The sequence below is a fragment of the Flavobacterium sp. genome (assembly GCF_044377315.1).
In the GTDB taxonomy this organism is placed as follows: domain Bacteria; phylum Bacteroidota; class Bacteroidia; order Flavobacteriales; family Flavobacteriaceae; genus Flavobacterium.
Genome location: NZ_JBILJG010000016.1, coordinates 41,950 through 60,198 on the forward strand (window position 1 = coordinate 41,950; position 18,249 = coordinate 60,198).

Annotated in this window: 15 protein-coding genes; 11 read left to right on the top strand and 4 right to left on the bottom strand. The window is 33.9% G+C overall.

Features of this window, described 5'->3' with window-relative positions:
- The first annotated feature begins 57 nt into the window (after nucleotides 1-57).
- From ACIQ66_RS06685 to ACIQ66_RS06695, 3 genes are read left to right on the top strand one after another with little or no spacing between them, the layout of a single operon-like run.
- A complete protein-coding gene (locus ACIQ66_RS06685; protein ID WP_396212018.1) occupies nucleotides 58-633 on the top strand; it encodes a MarC family protein in 576 nt (191 codons plus the stop codon).
- A gap of 42 nt (nucleotides 634-675) precedes the next feature.
- Complete coding sequence (locus ACIQ66_RS06690) at nucleotides 676-876, top strand: hypothetical protein (protein WP_396212019.1); 201 nt, start codon at nucleotides 676-678, stop codon at nucleotides 874-876.
- A 3-nt stretch (nucleotides 877-879) separates the two neighbouring features.
- The gene (locus ACIQ66_RS06695) at nucleotides 880-1,488 is read left to right on the top strand and encodes an FAD-dependent oxidoreductase (RefSeq protein ID WP_396212020.1); all 609 of its coding nucleotides are present in this window, start codon (nucleotides 880-882) and stop codon (nucleotides 1,486-1,488) included.
- Between the two features lie 47 nt (nucleotides 1,489-1,535).
- Here ACIQ66_RS06695 and gdhA read toward each other — a convergent pair whose 3' ends face one another.
- A complete protein-coding gene (gdhA, locus tag ACIQ66_RS06700; protein ID WP_396212021.1) occupies nucleotides 1,536-2,879 on the bottom strand; it encodes an NADP-specific glutamate dehydrogenase in 1,344 nt (447 codons plus the stop codon).
- Between the two features lie 230 nt (nucleotides 2,880-3,109).
- On the opposite strand from gdhA, the gene ACIQ66_RS06705 reads away from it, so the two are divergent.
- Nucleotides 3,110-3,862 (top strand): THC0290_0291 family protein, encoded by a 753-nt coding sequence (locus tag ACIQ66_RS06705; RefSeq protein ID WP_396212022.1) that lies wholly within the window; start codon nucleotides 3,110-3,112, stop codon nucleotides 3,860-3,862.
- Between the two features lie 50 nt (nucleotides 3,863-3,912).
- On the opposite strand, the gene ACIQ66_RS06710 is transcribed toward ACIQ66_RS06705, so the two are convergent.
- Both ACIQ66_RS06710 and ACIQ66_RS06715 read right to left on the bottom strand, forming a co-directional pair.
- Nucleotides 3,913-5,055 (bottom strand): cystathionine gamma-synthase, encoded by a 1,143-nt coding sequence (locus tag ACIQ66_RS06710; RefSeq protein WP_396212023.1) that lies wholly within the window; start codon nucleotides 5,053-5,055, stop codon nucleotides 3,913-3,915.
- 44 nt (nucleotides 5,056-5,099) lie between these two features.
- Nucleotides 5,100-6,443, bottom strand: coding sequence for a serine hydrolase domain-containing protein (locus ACIQ66_RS06715; RefSeq protein WP_396212024.1), 1,344 nt, complete (start codon nucleotides 6,441-6,443; stop codon nucleotides 5,100-5,102).
- A 281-nt stretch (nucleotides 6,444-6,724) separates the two neighbouring features.
- Between ACIQ66_RS06715 and ACIQ66_RS06720 the strand changes: the two genes are divergently transcribed.
- From ACIQ66_RS06720 to ACIQ66_RS06745, 6 genes are all read left to right on the top strand, one after another.
- The gene (locus ACIQ66_RS06720) at nucleotides 6,725-7,939 is read left to right on the top strand and encodes an aminotransferase class V-fold PLP-dependent enzyme (RefSeq protein WP_396212025.1); all 1,215 of its coding nucleotides are present in this window, start codon (nucleotides 6,725-6,727) and stop codon (nucleotides 7,937-7,939) included.
- Nucleotides 7,940-7,949: 10 nt separating this feature from the next.
- Nucleotides 7,950-8,393 carry a hypothetical protein gene (locus tag ACIQ66_RS06725; protein WP_396212026.1) on the top strand — a complete coding sequence of 148 codons (444 nt, stop codon included), beginning with the start codon at nucleotides 7,950-7,952 and terminating at the stop codon, nucleotides 8,391-8,393.
- Nucleotides 8,383-8,802 (top strand): SufE family protein, encoded by a 420-nt coding sequence (locus ACIQ66_RS06730; RefSeq protein WP_396212027.1) that lies wholly within the window; start codon nucleotides 8,383-8,385, stop codon nucleotides 8,800-8,802. Before ACIQ66_RS06725 ends, ACIQ66_RS06730 begins: the two co-directional genes overlap by 11 nt.
- 37 nt (nucleotides 8,803-8,839) lie before the next feature.
- Nucleotides 8,840-9,163 carry an SUF system Fe-S cluster assembly protein gene (locus ACIQ66_RS06735; RefSeq protein ID WP_396212034.1) on the top strand — a complete coding sequence of 108 codons (324 nt, stop codon included), beginning with the start codon at nucleotides 8,840-8,842 and terminating at the stop codon, nucleotides 9,161-9,163.
- A 72-nt stretch (nucleotides 9,164-9,235) separates the two neighbouring features.
- Nucleotides 9,236-9,742, top strand: a complete 507-nt coding sequence (locus tag ACIQ66_RS06740; protein WP_396212028.1) for a DUF2480 family protein — start codon at nucleotides 9,236-9,238, stop codon at nucleotides 9,740-9,742.
- A 100-nt stretch (nucleotides 9,743-9,842) separates the two neighbouring features.
- Nucleotides 9,843-10,751 (top strand): DUF3078 domain-containing protein, encoded by a 909-nt coding sequence (locus ACIQ66_RS06745; RefSeq protein WP_396212029.1) that lies wholly within the window; start codon nucleotides 9,843-9,845, stop codon nucleotides 10,749-10,751.
- 60 nt (nucleotides 10,752-10,811) lie between these two features.
- On the opposite strand, the gene hflX is transcribed toward ACIQ66_RS06745, so the two are convergent.
- Nucleotides 10,812-12,038, bottom strand: a complete 1,227-nt coding sequence (gene hflX, locus ACIQ66_RS06750) for a GTPase HflX (protein ID WP_396212030.1) — start codon at nucleotides 12,036-12,038, stop codon at nucleotides 10,812-10,814.
- 191 nt (nucleotides 12,039-12,229) lie between these two features.
- Between hflX and ACIQ66_RS06755 the strand changes: the two genes are divergently transcribed.
- Nucleotides 12,230-18,249 (top strand): fibronectin type III domain-containing protein (locus ACIQ66_RS06755; RefSeq protein WP_396212031.1); only part of this gene is annotated, 6,020 nt, incomplete at its 3' end.

Below are 18,249 nucleotides of genomic sequence, written 5' to 3' on the forward strand. Positions count from 1 at the left end.
TTTAGGTTAAAAAGAATAGCTTTTAAGTACTTTTGCATCAGATAAAAACCATTTTATATGTATTTAGATTTTAGAGAAATTGTCACCGTAACTATGGTTTTATTTGCGGTAATTGATATTGTTGGAACAATTCCAATTATTGTAGATATGCGAAATAAGGTCGGGCATATTGAATCGGAAAAAGCATCAATTGTGGCTGGCGTTATTATGATTGTTTTCCTATTTATAGGAGAAGAATTCTTGAAACTTATAGGCATTGATGTGCATTCATTTGCAGTTGCAGGTTCGTTTGTGCTGTTTTTTCTAGCACTTGAAATGATTCTTGGGATTCGTATTTATAAAGATGAAGCGATGACATCAGCATCAATAGTTCCACTAGCATTTCCATTGATAGCAGGTGCTGGAACGATGACCACATTGCTTTCTCTGCGTTCTCAATTTTATTCAATAAACATTATAATAGCCATAATTTTGAACATTTTATTGGTTTATGCGGTTTTAAAATCTTCTTCTAAAATTGAAAAAATACTTGGTAAAACAGGTTTAGGCGTTATCCGAAAAACATTTGGTGTTGTTTTATTAGCCATTGCTGTTAAATTATTTGCTGCAAATGTTAAGGGTTTATTTGCCTAACAATTTTTTTAGTATTTTTGTATCCAATTATATTTCAAAATAATGAAAATCTTTACCTACGTATTACTTTTTCTTGCTATTGCACTAATTATTTTTAACGTCACAATGTTAGATTTTAATAATCTATTAGAAGGAGACAGTTTTGTTGCGCTTATAGGAATTGTTGCTTCTTTTTGTGCTGTTTTAATCTTGTTGATTTTTAAAATGTCAAAATCAATTGAAGAAAAATTCAAAAATCAATAGTTTATGTTTGATGTTTTGATAATTGGTGGCGGTGTAGCAGGAGTTTCTAGTGCGCTTATATTGGGTTCGGCTAAAAACAAAGTTTTCGCATCTGACAAAAAAATCGGCATTATTGCACATCAAAAAAATTCATCATTGCAAGAAGCGCTGTTCAATAACGCATATGGAATTTCGGCCGGAAAATTAGGTTCGGAATTATTAGAAGAATCATTACAACAACTTTCTACTTTATATCCTCATATTACTCAAATAGAAGAAGAAAAAGTGATGAAAATTATTGGTTCATATCCTAATTTTGAAGTCGTTACTAACAAATCCTCCTATTTAACCCAAAACATTGTTGTTGCCATTGGAAGTTCAAATACATTTGCTATTGACGGTTTAATGGATTATGTTTCTATGCATCCGAAAGCACTAGTTGAAAAAAAACGTATTTATTTAAAAAACAATGACCATAAAGTAGCAGAAGGAATTTTTGTTGCAGGAACACTTGCTGGTCATAGAAGTCAACTAGCTATTGCGGCAGGAAGTGGCGCAGCTGTTGCAACCGATATTCTTACTTTATGGAATACTGGTATTGACGTTCAAAGTCATGATAGTATAAAAAAATAAAGCTACCTTAATATAGATAGCTTTACTTTCATTTATGTTTGTTTGTTTTATACAACACCTTGTCCTAACATAGCATCAGCAACTTTTACGAAGCCTGCAATATTAGCACCTTTTACGTAATCAACATATCCATTTGCATCTGAACCATATTTTACACAAGAAGCGTGAATATTTAACATGATGTTTTTAAGTCTTTCGTCAACTTCTTCAGTTGTCCAGCTTAAACGTAATGAGTTTTGAGACATTTCTAAACCCGAAGTGGCAACACCACCAGCATTAGAAGCTTTTCCTGGAGCAAATAAGATTTTTGCATTTTGGAAAACAGTAACAGCCTCTGGAGTTGAAGGCATATTCGCACCTTCAGCAACACATATACATCCGTTAGTTACTAACGTCTTTGCTTCCTCTTCGTTTAACTCGTTTTGGGTTGCGCATGGTAAAGCAACATCACATTTAATTTCCCAAGGACGCTTTCCTGCAATAAATTTAGCGTTTGGATATTTGTTTAAATAATCACTAATTCTACCATAGTTTACATTTTTGATTTCCATAATATAAGCTAATTTCTCTGCATCAATACCGGCTTCATCGTGAATGTATCCGGCAGAGTCAGACATAGTAACAACCTTTCCTCCTAATTGAGTTGCTTTTTGAGCGGCATACTGCGCCACATTTCCAGAACCAGAAATTACAACTGTTTTTCCTGTAAAGCTATCGCCTTTGGTAGCCAACATACTTTGAGCAAAATATACATCTCCATATCCAGTAGCTTCAGGACGAATTAATGAACCTCCAAAGGAAATTCCTTTACCAGTTAAAACACCTGTAAATTCGTTTCTCAATCTTTTATATTGACCAAACATATAACCAACTTCTCTTCCGCCTACACCAATATCTCCGGCAGGAACGTCAGTATCAGCCCCAATATGTTTAGATAATTCGGTCATAAATGATTGACAGAATTTCATGATTTCGTTATCAGATTTACCTTTTGGATCAAAATCAGCTCCACCCTTTCCTCCACCCATTGGTAAAGTTGTTAAACTGTTTTTGAAAGTTTGTTCAAAAGCTAAAAATTTTAAAATGCTTAAATTTACAGATGGATGAAAACGAATTCCTCCTTTGTATGGTCCGATTGCTGAATTCATCTGAATTCTATATCCACGGTTTACTTGGGTATTACCAGCATCGTCAAGCCAAACAACTCTGAATATTATAACACGTTCTGGTTCAACCATTCTTTCCAAAAGCATTTTGCCTTGGTATTTTTTATTTTGTTCGATAAAAGGAATTACAGTTTCTGCAACTTCTTTAACTGCCTGCATAAACTCAGGTTCGTTTTGGTTTCTTTTTGAAACTAATTCAATAAAAGTGTTAATACTTTGTGACATTTTTGATTGTTTATTAACGTTTAAGAAAACGTTTTCGTTTGCGATGCAAATATATAATTTTATAGAATAATAGGCGTTATTTTTTATTCATAAAACAATTTAAAATGATGTTTAAATATAATTATTAAGATATTTTTATTATTTTTCCAACTTTATTTAAAAAACATAAAGAGAATTAATCCGCTTTTTATACATTTGCGGCTAAATAAAACTTCTTAGAAGAATATAATATGAGAAAAAAGTTTGTTTTTTTATGTCTAATATTCAGCATATTTTCTGTAAATGCGCAATATGGCCCATATTACCATGAGGTAGGAATTACAACTGGACCTGTATTTTTTCATTCAGATTATGGTGAACGAGGTGATTTTAAAAATTTTGTACAGAATAATGGTATTTCTATAGGCGCGCATTATTATTTTACTCCAAATGTTGATTATAAATCTTTTCAGGAAAATTTAAAAGTAAGAATAGATGTTGGTTATACAAAAGTGGATTTACAACACTTTGGTAAATATGTAGAAAATGGAAAAAATTCTTTGTTTGCGAAACAGCTTAGAGCAATGAGTGCAAAAGTAAATGAGATAAGTATTGGGGGTCATATAGAATATTTCCCGTTCAAAACTGATGACTATATAAGAGGTATTGGTTTTACTCCATATGTGTCTTTGGGAGGTCAAGCAAATTTTTATAGTGTAGTTTCTTCGAGTTCTTTAGGCGAATCTAATATTCCTCCTACAACACCTGTAAAATATCTTGATGCGGTTAGAACTGAAGATAAAATAGTTGCATCAATATCTGGTGGTATAGGTACACGATTCAAATTATCAGAATATCATTCATTAATGGTAGAATTCAATTCGAAATTTTATTTTTCTGATTTTGTAGATGGTTTAAATCCAAATAGAAAAGTATATACAGAAAACAAAGCTAATGATTGGGCAACTAGTTTAAACTTTGGTTATATATTCTATTTTTATTAATAGTTTAAAAAATTATAAAAAACTCGATTCTATTGGAATCGAGTTTTTTTTTATCTAAAAGCTTGCTCCAAATCAGCAAGTAAATCGTCAATGTCTTCTACACCCACGCTTAATCGAACTAAATCGTCAGTAATCCCAACTTCTTTTCTTTTTTCTTCGGGAATAGAAGCATGCGTCATTAAAGCTGGGTGATTGGCCAAAGATTCAACCCCACCAAGAGATTCGGCTAAAGTGAATACTTTTAGTTTTTCTAAAAATGAAACAGCATCTTCTTTTTTTTCTGATTTGAAAGTAAACGAAACCATTCCTCCAAAAGATTTCATTTGCTTTTGAGCAATTTCATGAAAGGGATGATTTGGTAATCCTGGATAAAATACCTTGTCAACTTCTGGATGATTACTTAAAAATTCGGCCACTTTCATTCCGTTTTCACAATGTCTTTGAACCCTTAAATGTAGCGTTTTTATTCCTCTTAAAATCAAATAACTATCCATTGGTCCAAGTGTTCCTCCTGTTGCAAATTGTTTAAAATGCAATTCATCACCTAATACTTTATCCTTAATAATTAAAGCACCAGCAATAACATCAGAATGTCCGCCAAGATATTTTGTAGCCGAGTGCATTACAATATCTGCGCCTAAATCTAATGGTTTTTGTAAATATGGTGTAGCAAAAGTATTGTCGACTGCAAAAAGTAAATTGTGTTTTTTAGTGATTTTAGCAATTTCTGCAATATCCGCTAACTTCATTAATGGATTTGTTGGTGTTTCAACCCAAACTAATTTGGTGTTTTCATTGATTAATGATTGAAATTTTCCAAAATCATTCATATCGACAAAATGAAATTTTATACCGCTATCTTTATATAAACGTGTAAATAATCTGTAGGTTCCACCATACAAATCGTCCATTGCTATAATTTCGTCACCAGCTTTGAACATTCTTAGTAAACAATCGGTTGCTGCTAAACCAGATGCAAATGCTAAACCTCGAGCGCCATTTTCTATCGAAGCCAAAGCGTCTTCTAGTGCTTGACGAGTAGGATTGGCAGCACGACTATATTCATAGTCTCCAACAGGTTGTCCTGGACTTGTTTGTGCATAAGTAGATGTTTGAAAAACTGGGGTCATTACAGCTCCAGTAACCTTTTCATGATGTTGACCACCATGTATTACTTTAGTATTGAATTTCATTAGTTATTTTTTTACAAAGATAAGAAGTTAGAAGAATACTTTAGTTATTTTAACGATTTTAGAATTCCGCTCAACAAAACATTAAAATCAAATTCAGGATCTTCTTTTAAACCCATTCTTACAATAACTAAGTCATTACTTGGAAAAATAGCTACCATTTGTCCTTGAAAACCACTTGCGTAGAACATATCTTTAGGAACATTTGGGAATCTTCCACCTGTGTTTAACCAAAATTGTGCGCCGTAATTTCCGTTTGATGTGTTGGTTGGTGTTGACACGTATTTTGTCCAACTTTCATCAAATATTTGTTCGCCGTTCCAATTGCCTTTGTGTAAATACAATAAGCCAAATTTTGCCCAATCGCGAGTTGTTGCCCAACCATAAGATGAACCTACAAAATTTCCAGCCATGTCGGTTTCTACAATAGCCGAATTCATTCCAATTTTGTCTAATAAATTGGTGTACCAAAAGTCTAAATACTCTTGATGAGTTTTAAATTGTTTTCGTAAAATACCGCTTAATAAATTAGTTGTACCCGATGAGTAATTCCAAGTATTGTTTGGTTTGCCAACTAATGGTTTGTTGATTTGTAATTTAGTCATATCTTCTTCAATAAACAACATTTTGGTAGCATCACAAATTTTAGAATAATTCTCTTCCCATTCCAACCCAGAGTTCATTTGAAGCAAATCGTTTGTGGTGATTTTTGAACGTTCGTCGTTTTTCCATTCATCAATTGGAGCTGGTTGTGTGATATCTATTTTATCTTGTTTTTGTAAAATCCCAAATAAAGTTCCTGTGATACTTTTGGTCATTGACCAGCCTAAAATTTTAGAGTTTTTGTTGAAACCATCAGCATATTTTTCGGCAATAATTTTATCTTTATAAATAACAATAACAGAACGAGTTCGTTTCTTTTTTTCACCATTTTTATCAAAAGCATTTTCAATTGCAACATTTAATTTTTTATAATCAATGTTAGAAAAAACAGTGTCTTTTTGTTCTAAATTTCCATAAGGAAAAGGCAAATTATTATTTAATTTACTTCTTTTGGGAACATTGTACGGTTTTGAAACATCAAAATCATCATTTATTAAAGTCGCGCCCAAACCTTCTCTGTAAATTGCTTTACGTTCTTTAAACCCATAAACGTTTGTGGTTACAGAATGTTCGTCATCATTAATTTGGTTAGTTACCCAGTCTATTTTATCAATGTCATTATCACCTTGTTGTATCGTTTCAACCGATCGATTATCTATAAAATGTCCCGACGCAACACTTTTAGCTGAAAAACCTGAAAGCAAATCGAGTTGTGGATAAATTTCAATTCGAATATAAACCAAAACCAATACTAGTAAAACCGCGAAGATTTTTAGAAATTTTTTCATTTAAAATAAATTTTGATGCAATTTAATAAATTTGAAGCATATAAAGTGTTTAAGAACATATAAGAATTGATTTAATCAATTATGGAATTAATTTACTTTATTCAAATATGAATTTTGAATCATTATTATATATATTTAAAGGCATAAGAAAATATGAATACTTAAATGACCTTATGTGACTTATATGGTAAACACAAACATTCAATAATTATTAACATCTGTTTGGTAGAAATCAATTTCAATTTTACTACTTTTGTATTTAGAAAAATTCTAAATAAAGAATGTTAGATATACAAAAGATACGAGCCGATTTTCCGATTCTTTCACAAAAAGTGAATGGAAAACCGCTAGTTTATTTCGATAACGGAGCCACTTCGCAAAAACCTAAAGTAGTGATTGATGCGATTACCAACTATTATGAAGAAATAAATGCCAATATTCATCGTGGTGTCCATACTTTAAGTCAATTAGCAACAGATGCTTATGAAGTTTCTAGAGGCAAAATTCAGAATCATATCAATGCTAAATTTTTGCATGAAGTGATTTTTACTTCTGGCACTACTCATTCTATAAATGCAATTGCGAATGGATTTGCTTCGCTTTTGAAAGCGGGCGATGAAGTTTTGGTTTCTGCTTTAGAACACCACAGTAATATTGTGCCTTGGCAAATGTTGTGTGAAAGAACCGGAGCGACTTTAAAAGTAATTCCGATGAATGAAAGTGGCGAGTTAATAATGTCAGATTTTGATATATTGCTTTCTGAAAAAACAAAAATTGTTACGGTTAATCATATTTCCAATGCGTTGGGAACGATTAATCCTATTGAATATATGATTAAAAAAGCGCATCAAGTTGGAGCTGCAATTTTAATTGATGGAGCGCAGGCAACACCCCATTTAAAACCCGATGTTCAAGCTTTAGATTGCGATTTTTATGTGTTTTCTGGGCATAAAATTTGTGGCCCAACAGGAGTTGGTATTTTGTACGGAAAAGAGGAGTGGCTTCAAAAATTGCCTCCATATCAAGGTGGTGGAGAAATGATTGCAACTGTTTCGTTTGAAAAAACTACTTATGCCGATTTGCCTCATAAATTTGAAGCTGGAACACCCAATATTGAGGGCGGAATTGTTCTTGGAACTGCCATCGATTATTTGAATGAAATTGGTTTTGAAAATATTGCAACATACGAACACGAATTATTGGTTTATGCAACCAAAAAATTATTAGAAATTGAAGGTTTGAGAATCTTCGGTACAAGTACAAACAAAACTTCTGTTATTTCGTTTACAATTGAAGGAATTCATCCTTATGACATTGGCACGATAATCGATAAATTAGGTATAGCGGTTCGAACCGGACATCATTGTGCACAACCTATTATGGATTTTTATAAAATTCCAGGAACAATTAGAGCTAGTTTTGCTTTTTATAACACCAAAGAAGAAATTGATATATTTGTCGAAGCGGTTAAAAAAGCGCAAATGATGTTGTCATAAAATACTAGACATGAAAGTAATTACAATGATTTTACTAACTGTTTTCTTGGGGAATGGTTGCTCACAAAAAACAAAAAATGACCTGGCAAATGCATCAATTGAATACATTGCCAACACACGCGGATTTTACCAAAAAATCACTATTCAAAATCAAGAAGTATGCATTTCAAGAAGTAGAAGTGAACAAGGAAAAGGAGAAACAACTAAAATTCCTGATGCTGACTGGAAAGAATTAGTAACTGCTTTTGAAACGATTCAATTAGATAGCTTATCAACTTATAAAGACCCTACTCAAAAAAGATTTTATGATGGTGCTGCAATAGCAAGTCTTAAAGTAAATTATAAAGAAAAAGAATATCAATCGCTAAGTTTTGACCACGGAAATCCCCCTGTTAAAATTGAAAAATTGGTTATCAAAATAGTTTCATTTGGAAAAGATAATAATGAAGATTAAAGAAATACAAGACGAAATAGTTGACGAGTTTTCATTGTTTGAAGATTGGATGCAACGGTACGAATACATTATTGATTTAGGAAAAGCATTGCCCTTAATTGATGAACAATATAAAACCGATGACAATATAATAAAAGGTTGTCAGTCAAAAGTTTGGGTTCATGCAGAACAAAATGATGACAAAATTATTTTTACTGCTGATAGTGATGCTATTTTGACAAAAGGAATAATTGCTATTCTAATTCGAGCTTTTTCTAATCAAAAAGCAATAGATATTTTAGAAGCTAAAACAGATTTTATAGACGAGATTGGCTTGAAAGAACATTTATCGCCAACACGCGCTAACGGATTGGTTTCGATGGTAAAAAAAATAAAAATGTATGCTTTAGCATATAATTCAAAAGGGTAATTATTTAAAAAAGACGAGATTGCCTCGTAATGACGTTATGGAAGAATTTAAAGACGATATCAATTTAGGAGAAAGTGTTGTAAAAGTTTTAAAAGGTATTTATGACCCTGAAATTCCTGTTGATATATATGAACTTGGTTTAATTTATGATGTAATGATTAATGAAGACAATGAAGTAAAAGTATTAATGACTTTGACTTCTCCAAATTGTCCTGTTGCAGAAACATTACCTCGTGAAGTGGAAGAAAAAGTCAAAAAAATTGAAGTAGTTAAATCTTGTGAAGTAGAAATTACTTTTGATCCACCATGGAGTAAAGATTTAATGAGTGAAGAAGCCAAATTAGAGCTTGGAATGCTTTAGAAATAGTTTTCAGTTTTCAGTCGCAGTAATCAGTATCACTGCCACTGAAAACTGCGACTGAAAACTAATAAAATGGATGAAATTGTAAATAAAGTTGCCAATTCGGTACTCGAAGTTTTCGATTTGGAAGAGTATTATTCGAAAGGAGCTCGAACACAAATTGATATTTCGCAATGGCTTTATGAAGGGATTGTTTTAAAAGAAAAAGACTTTCGTGAAGCATTAAAAAATCATGATTGGTCACAATATGAAAATCATTTTGTTGCCATTCATTGTTCAACAGATGCCATAATTCCTGCTTGGGCAAGTATTCTAGTTACTGTTCATGCAGCGACTTTTGCCAAAAAAGTTGTTTCCGGTAATTTACAAGCACTTGAATCTTACTTATACCAAGAAATACTTCAAAAAATAGATTATTCTATTTACCAAGACAAACCCGTCATCATTAAAGGATGTTCTAAAAAACCCGTTCCAGAAAGTGCTTATATTATGGCTGTTCAACACATTCAACCTTTTGCTAGAAGCATAATGTATGGCGAAGCATGTTCGGCTGTTCCTTTGTATAAAAGAGTTAAATAGGCTAAATGCTTATGTGTCAGATATTTGTGTTTTAGATAAAATTTTTTAATGTCAAATGGATTACTACCTTTGCACTCGAAAAATTTTAAAAAAATTCATAATGAAAAAAATTTTACTAACGATAGCTTTGGCTCTGGCTTTTAATGTTGCTTTTGCTCAAGTAGCAGAAAAAGAAAATCTAAAAAAGAATGAAGAAGTTGCTGCAAGAAAAACCTCTGATTTACCTGATGGCTGGAAAAAAGGAGGAACTTTCTCTTTTCTTGCAAATCAAGCAACATTTAACAATTGGTTAGCAGGAGGTCAAAGTAATATTTCAGGAAATATTGGAGTTAATTATGATTTTAATTACAAGAAAAACAGTTGGAGTTGGGATAATAAAGTAATTGCTGGTTATGGTTTAACCAAAATTAATGATGCAGATGTTCAAAAGACGGATGACCGTATAGAATTAAATTCGCTTTTAGGTAAAAAAGCTTTTGGATACTGGTACTACTCCGCTTTTTTTAATGGAAGAACCCAAATGGATTCTGGATTTGACAAAAATTCTGGAATTAAAACTTCACATTTCTTATCACCAACTTTTCTTCAATTAGGGCCAGGTATGATGTGGAAAAAAAGTGATAATTTAAAATTCAATTTTGCGCCTGCTACGTCAAAATTAATATACGTTAACAAACAATTTACAGTAGCTAGTAGCTCTTTTGGTGTTGATCAAGGAAGAACCAATAGATTTGAATTTGGTGCTGCCATAAATGGATACTATAAATTTAATTTAATGGAAAATGTTTCTGTTGAAAACATTTTAAATCTTTACACAAACTATTTAGAAGACCCACAAAATGTTGATTTAGATTATCAATTAAATGTAGCAATGAAAATCAATAAATATCTATCAACAAATTTTGCACTCCAAACTTTGTTTGATGATAATTCTGTAGCAAAGGGACAGAATTATGCAAAAATACAAACACGTCAAATAATTGGAATTGGTGTAAATTACGGTTTCTAAATTTTAGAATCAAATAAATTTAAAAAGACTTTTAGAAATTATCTAAAAGTCTTTTTTGTTTTACTCTTCTTTTTCAATAGCATCTTTATAATCCGGATACAAAAATTTGTTGTAAGGAAAACGAGTAATGTGAATTTGCCTTACTGCTTCGTATACAATTTCTCTGAACTCTTCAAAATTCTCTTTTTTGGTTGCCGAAATAAACAATGCATTTTTACTGCCAACATTATGCATCCAAGTCGATTTCCATTCGTCTAAAGTATAATGCTTAGTGGTTTTTTCGGTAATTAAATCATCTTCATCAATGGTCAAATGTTTGTAGGCATCGATTTTATTGAAAACCATTATTGTTGGTTTATTATTACTTTTTATGTCCATCAAAATCTGATTTACTGACGCAATATGATCTTCAAAATCGGGATGCGAAATATCAACTACATGAAGTAACAAATCAGCTTCTCTAACTTCATCCAAAGTGCTTTTGAATGATTCTACTAATTGGGTTGGTAATTTTCTAATAAATCCAACGGTATCTGAAAGTAAAAAAGGTAAGTTTTTTATAACCACTTTTCTAACAGTTGTGTCTAAAGTTGCGAATAGTTTATTTTCAACAAAAACATCGCTTTTTCCAACAGCATTCATTAAGGTTGATTTTCCAACATTTGTATAACCAACTAGAGCCACACGAACCATAGCACCACGATTGCTTCGTTGTATAGACATTTGCTTGTCGATGGTTTTAATTTTTTCCTTTAGCAAAGCAATTCTATCACGAACAATACGACGGTCGGTCTCAATTTCTGTTTCACCTGGACCACGAAGTCCAATCCCACCTTTTTGACGCTCAAGGTGTGTCCACATTCCTGAAAGTCTTGGTAATAAATATTGACACTGAGCTAGCTCAACCTGCGTTCTTGCGTAAGAAGTTTCAGCTCTTTGTGCAAAAATGTCTAGGATAAGATTTGTTCTATCTAAAACCTTACAATCAAGAAGTTTGGAAATATTTTTTTGTTGAGAAGGCGATAACTCATCATCAAAAATAACGGTTGAAATTGCATTCTCTTTTACATAATAATGAATTTCATCCATTTTTCCAGTTCCCAAAAATGTTTTAGGATTTGGACGTTCCAGTTTTTGCCAAAAACGCTTTATAACTTCGCCGCCAGCAGTGAAAGTTAAAAACTCTAATTCGTCTAAATATTCAACCAATTTTTCTTCACTTTGATTTTGAGTAACGATTCCAACGATTACTGTTTTTTCAAAATTTGTCTTTTCTTTTTCTAACATAATACAATTTGAACGACAAAAATAGACATTATTAACATAATTTTGTTAAAAAAATTAACCGTTCAATGCTATAAAATGGTATTTTATCGTATAAATATAATTTTGTGATACAACTTTGGGATATTTTTTTATATTTGGGACTCAAAAAATCAAAACAAACAACAATAAACCAATTTTAAATTTTCATACTTATGAAAAAAATTATTTACTCACTTTTATTTTTATTCACCCTTACATCTGGTTTTTCCCAATTAACAGAAGACTTTGAAGGAACCACAGTTCCAACAGCAGGAGTATGGTCACTAACCTCTGGTGACTGGCTCACTTTTGATAATCTAGTCGGACCAATTGCTAACTGGGTGCCATCAACACCTGCGCTTGCAAATGGCGGAGTTGGTAGAGCTGCAGATGTCTTAAGAGGATTCAACGGTACAGGATTGACTTCTGAAGACTGGCTTGTGATGCCAAGAAAACTTATCCGTCCAAATGAACAACTTCGTTTCTTTACTCGTCAAGGGTTAAACGGAGACTCTGGGACAAAATATCAAATTAGGGTTTCAACTAATATTGATCCATATAACCTTGCTGCTTATACTGTGTTTAGAGAATATACTGAAACGGAATTACAAAACATCAGTACATCTCTACCAAATTTATTTAGTGATTATGATGAAGCAGTTATTAACATGACTCAAACGGGTCAACAACTTTATATTGCTTTTGTAAAAGTTCATACACAAGCTGGAGCGAGTTTGAGTGGTGATAGATGGCTTATTGACGATGTACAATTAGCCTTAAGATGTTTAGAACCAACAACACTTGGTGCTGAGCAAATAACGTGTAATTCTGCTAAGATAAAGTGGTTAAATCCTGCAAATGCTAGTTCATTTAATATTGAATGGGGATTATTTCCTTTTGATCAAGGAACCAGTCCAAATCCCATAGTGGTTTCAACTTCGGGTTTACCAAATACTCCTGCTAACTTACTTACTGGTCTTAATTCTGGCACACAATATGCTTACTATGTACAAGCGGTTTGTGGACCTGGAAGAACAAGTGAATGGGTCGGCCCTTACTTTTTTGAAACTTTAGAAGCAGGAGCTTTATGCAACTGTGCAATTCCTATAAACTCAGTACCCTACTCAGATCAGAGTAATACCAACGTTTATGGAGATAATATTACAAATTTATCTCCCGGAACCAGCAATTGTGGGACAACTGGAAACTATTTGGCTGGACAAGATGTTGTTTACGTCTTTACACCAGATTTTACAGGAAACGTTAGTATAACTATGAATCCTTTCGGTGTAATCAATACAGGAATATTTGTTTACAACGAATGTACTAATGTTGGTACGAACTGTTTAGCAGGTGTTGCCAATACTAATGGTAATATTAGAAACATTCCTTTATTTTCAGTTACTGCTGGCGAAGACTATTATATAGTTATTTCTTCTAATGCAGCAACGTTTAATTTTGAATATTTATTGACAATTCAAGCAGTTACTTGCCCGCCTCCAGTTAATGGCACCGCAATACCTTCTATGAATAGTGCGGTTTTAAACTGGGCAAATCCAGCTGGACAAACCTATACTACTTGGGAACATTATGTACAATTAACTACTGAAGGTCTTGGAGATATATCTGGTCCAGGTACATCTGTTACTGGCGCTCCTACGTCAAACATAACGACTTTACAAAACACAACACCTTTATCACCTGGCACAAATTACCAATACTGGGTAAGAGCCAATTGTGGCAATGGTACTTTTAGTGCTTGGGCTGGACCCTTCTTGTTTACAACTACTCAGTGTATGCCAATAGATCAGTGCAATTATAGTTTTGCGCTTACTGATAGTGGCGGTGATGGTTGGGAAGGAGCTAGAATGATAGTCCGTCAGGGGGGGATTGTTGTGGCAACACTAGGCGCAACAATAACTGGAGGTACAGCGAATGTTACTGTACCTTTGTGTGATGATTTACCATTTGAATTATTCTGGTCTATATGTGGAACATCTCCAGCTGAAGTTGGTGTAAGTGTGAGAAATTCATTTAATCAAACATTATTCACTTTAGCAAATAATAATGCACCATCATGTGGAACAATAGTTTATCAAGGTGTAGTAGAATGTGATTTTCCTGAATGTCAAATACTTACTGGATTAAGTATTGTAACACCTACAGCAAGTAATATTACACCTACTACGGCTAATGTGAGATGGACAACGCCAACTTGGGCTCCAGTAGGTTCTACGTACGACATATATGTTGTGCCTGCACCGTTTACAGCGCCTTTAAACGATACACCAATTGTAGGTAATCCTCCAAATAGTTATTATTTTCCTAACGTAACCACAAATCCTTTTTTAGTTACAGGATTACAACAAGACACACAATATAGATTTTTTGTTAGGATTAATTGTCCTGCAAATGGCCCAAGTGATTGGTCTGCTCCTTCAACAACATTTACAACCTTGCCTTTATGTGCTAAAGTGACAAATTTACTTGTAGGAACTCAAACGCTTAATACAACAACTCCTTTGGCTACTTTTGATACACAATTATATTGGACTACACCAGCTACTCCGCCAACTAATGGTTGGTACGTAACAGCAGTTGCAGGACCTGCAACCACACCTGTGCCTCCTTTTTCTACAGCTTTTGGTTCTCCATGGAGGCAAGTAACTCAGCCTGTTGTTTCAGCCGCTCTACCTTATCTTTACACTGGTTTAGATCCTGATACTCAATATAACTATTATGTTGTTAGTGATTGTACTACTAATAACAGTGATTATAGTAATCCTGCTGGTCCTAAAGCGTTTACAACTCCAGTAACTTGTCCTGTACCAACTAATGTATCTGTAGTTACTCCAGTTACTACTTCTACAACTATTAGAATGTTTTGGAATAGTCCAGCTCCAGCAAATGGTTGGAGAGTAATTGTAAAACCTAATTCTTACGTAGGTACTCCTCCAGATAATGATACTGGATGGTTTACTACCGGATTAACAACCGCTCCTACTGCTGCTGCTTTTTATGAGTACGGATTACTTCCTGGTCAAGCGCTACAACCAAACTCAGCCTATAAATATTGGGTTCAAGCTATTTGTACTGGTAACTTAGGCGATAGTAATACTGCTGGTCCAAGAACATTTACAACTATAAAAACTTGCTTTGCTCCAACTAGCTTAACTGCTACTGCTATAACAGCAAGAAACGCAAGATTAACATGGGTTAGAGGTTCACAAAATGGTATTCAATCTACAGAAAATTCGTGGTATGTAATTGCTGTTCCAGCTTCTGCTCCAGTTCCTGTTTATCCAATTAACCCAACAGTTCTGGGAAGTACAGGTTGGATAAATGTTACCACTTTGCCAACTACAGCTACACCTTATACTTTCCCTGGTGGGCAATTTGGAACAGGTTATCCTGACGGACCGCTTCTTCCAGACACCGATTACAGGTATTATGTTGTTGCAGATTGCGGAGAGAATAATTTCATTAATATCACGGTTTCTAATCCAGTTGTTACAGAAGGGCAAACTGCTACTTTTACTGTAAATTTAAGCAGTCCTAGTGCTGTAAATACTGTTATTAACTTTACAACTAATCCAGTATCTGCAATAACTGCCGATTATACACCAACAACTATACAAGTTACAATTCCAGCTGGTCAACTATCAACTACAGTATCTGTACCAACTTTAAATGATGTAACTGTGGAAACCCCAGAAACATTTGTTTTAGATGGTGTTGTAACTTCAGGAAACACTATAAGTTCTGCTCCACAAGGTATAGCAACTATCTATGATGCTCTTGATGTAGATGGAGACCCTTTTGTTTATGTTTCTAATGTAACTGTTCAAGAAGGACAAACAGCCACATTTACAGTAGGTCTAACTGCTGCTAGTACAGAGCCTACAGTAATTAATTTAACATTGACTAATGGAACTGCTAATGCAGCTGATTACACTGCTCCTCTAGTTCTTCCTATTGCAGTACTAATTCCTGCTGGACAACTTACCACTACAGTACAAATTCCAATAGTATATGATGCATTAGTAGAAGCAAACGAAACATTCTCTTTAGTTGCTGCTGTTCAATCAACAAACACATCAAACACAGCTGCTACAGGAATTTGTACTATACTTGACGGAATTCAAGGGCCTGCAAGACCTTTCAAAACGCTTCCATCTTGTATTAAGCCAGCAACTACTACAGTTGTTACGAATTCAGAAACTCCTTATACTGTAAATATTTGGTGGACAAATGGTGCTGGTTCAACTGCTACAACTTGGCAAATTCTCTATGTTCCAACAGGTACGGTATTAACAGGTACAGAAGTTCCTCAAGAAACTTACACAGGACCAATACCGACTGCTGCGGCAGCAAACCAATACGTAGTAGGTCAAGCTCCTAATGCTCCATTAACACCAGATACCACTTATGATATATATGTTAGAGGTGATTGTGGTACTTATGATGGTGTAAGTTTGTGGACAGGTCCTAAAACATTTACAACGGACCCTACTTGTTTCCCACCAACTGCCTTAGCTTGGGTTAATGACAATGCTAACCCAGCGACATTGACATGGGCTGTTAATCCGCAACAACCTTCTAATACAAACTGGGAAATAAGCATATTACCTTATACAGGAAATGTTAATAATCCTTTATCGGGAACCTTAACACCTGTTACTGGTTTAAGTTATACAACTCCAACAGGAGCTGGTGCTCTAGCCCCAGGATTTTATGAGTTTTATGTTCGAGCAGTATGTGGTGAAAGTGATTTGAGCCAATGGAGTGGCCCTGTTATTTTCTCAATCTTTGCAGAACCTGTCATTTGTGCTGCGGTTAACTTAAATCTTGAAACGGGTATAGATGAAGTTAACGTATGTGTTGAAGACACGTGCACAGAATTAACTGCAAACTTCAATGACTTAGGAGATACAACAAATTATAATGTGCTTCCTATTGAGTTTACAACACCATTCCCAATTACTGATGGTATAAATTTAAATATAACAACCGATGACCTTTGGTCACCAACCGTTCAATTACCATTCAACTTTTGTTTCTTTGGCGATAATTCTCAACAAGTTTGGGTGGGATCTAATGGCCTGTTAACTTTTACGCAACCTACAGGAACATTTTGTCCTTTTAACTTAAACGAATTATTAATTCCAAATACTGGTTTTCCAGTTAAAAATGCAATTTATGGTGTTTTTCAAGATATTGACCCTTCAATTACAACTCCTGTACCGCATCATATCAGATACGGGACAGTTGGAACAGCACCATGTAGAGCATTTGTAGTTAATTTTTATAATATTGCTCAATGGAATGATCCTGCACCGATATCGGTTGCAGATTTACAAACAAGTCAAATTGTAATATATGAAACATCAAATATTATAGAAGTATATGTAAGTAGAAGAGTTCCAAACCTGAACAATACAGGATGGCCAGAAGGTGTAATTGGCATTCAAAATAGTGCAGGAACCCAAGCGTTTACTCCTCCAGGAAAAAATACTGGAACTTGGACATCTATAAACGAAGCTTTCCGATTTACACCAGCTGGAGCTTCAATAGTAGAGTTTGAATGGCAAGATGAGAATGGAGTTACAATAAGCAACAGTACCACTTTTGAAGTATGTCCAGCTGAAACTAAGGTTTATACAGCAAGTGCAACTTATACAAATTGTGGAGTTAGTCCAGTAACAGTGACTCAAGAGGTAACTGTTAATGTTAATCAAGTAGAGGTAACAGATATTGCTGATGTTACGGTATGTGGTGAATTTACATTACAACCATTAGCAACTGGTAAATATTTCTCTGAAGCAAATGGTGCTGGGACAGAATTACTTGCTGGTTCTGCTATAACAGAAACTAAAACAGTTTATATTTTTGCTGAAAGTGGTACAACTCCTAACTGTACAGATCAGGAAGACTTTTTGGTAACAATTAATCCACTACCATTAGTTCCAGTAGCTGCAAATGATAAAGATGAATGTTTTACATCACAAACTTTAACAGCTGAGGCAACTTCTGCTCCAGGAACAACGATAGTTTGGTACACAGATCAAACAGGTTCAACAGTTGCTACAGATATTACACTAAGTACAATTGATTCTGTAACATTTTGGGCAGAAGCCGTTGATAATGTTACAGGTTGTAAAAGTGCAACTAGAGATTCTATTACATTAACTTT

What these genes read in the sequence shown, in the direction of transcription:
- ACIQ66_RS06685 (WP_396212018.1), top strand. Translation starts at nt 58, where the DNA reads ATGTATTTAGATTTTAGAGAAATTGTCACCGTAACTATGGTTTTATTT.
- ACIQ66_RS06690 (WP_396212019.1), top strand. Translation starts at nt 676, where the DNA reads ATGAAAATCTTTACCTACGTATTACTTTTTCTTGCTATTGCACTAATT.
- ACIQ66_RS06695 (WP_396212020.1), top strand. Translation starts at nt 880, where the DNA reads ATGTTTGATGTTTTGATAATTGGTGGCGGTGTAGCAGGAGTTTCTAGT.
- gdhA (WP_396212021.1), bottom strand. Translation starts at nt 2,879, where the DNA reads ATGTCACAAAGTATTAACACTTTTATTGAATTAGTTTCAAAAAGAAAC.
- ACIQ66_RS06705 (WP_396212022.1), top strand. Translation starts at nt 3,110, where the DNA reads ATGAGAAAAAAGTTTGTTTTTTTATGTCTAATATTCAGCATATTTTCT.
- ACIQ66_RS06710 (WP_396212023.1), bottom strand. Translation starts at nt 5,055, where the DNA reads ATGAAATTCAATACTAAAGTAATACATGGTGGTCAACATCATGAAAAG.
- ACIQ66_RS06715 (WP_396212024.1), bottom strand. Translation starts at nt 6,443, where the DNA reads ATGAAAAAATTTCTAAAAATCTTCGCGGTTTTACTAGTATTGGTTTTG.
- ACIQ66_RS06720 (WP_396212025.1), top strand. Translation starts at nt 6,725, where the DNA reads ATGTTAGATATACAAAAGATACGAGCCGATTTTCCGATTCTTTCACAA.
- ACIQ66_RS06725 (WP_396212026.1), top strand. Translation starts at nt 7,950, where the DNA reads ATGAAAGTAATTACAATGATTTTACTAACTGTTTTCTTGGGGAATGGT.
- ACIQ66_RS06730 (WP_396212027.1), top strand. Translation starts at nt 8,383, where the DNA reads ATGAAGATTAAAGAAATACAAGACGAAATAGTTGACGAGTTTTCATTG.
- ACIQ66_RS06735 (WP_396212034.1), top strand. Translation starts at nt 8,840, where the DNA reads ATGGAAGAATTTAAAGACGATATCAATTTAGGAGAAAGTGTTGTAAAA.
- ACIQ66_RS06740 (WP_396212028.1), top strand. Translation starts at nt 9,236, where the DNA reads ATGGATGAAATTGTAAATAAAGTTGCCAATTCGGTACTCGAAGTTTTC.
- ACIQ66_RS06745 (WP_396212029.1), top strand. Translation starts at nt 9,843, where the DNA reads ATGAAAAAAATTTTACTAACGATAGCTTTGGCTCTGGCTTTTAATGTT.
- hflX (WP_396212030.1), bottom strand. Translation starts at nt 12,038, where the DNA reads ATGTTAGAAAAAGAAAAGACAAATTTTGAAAAAACAGTAATCGTTGGA.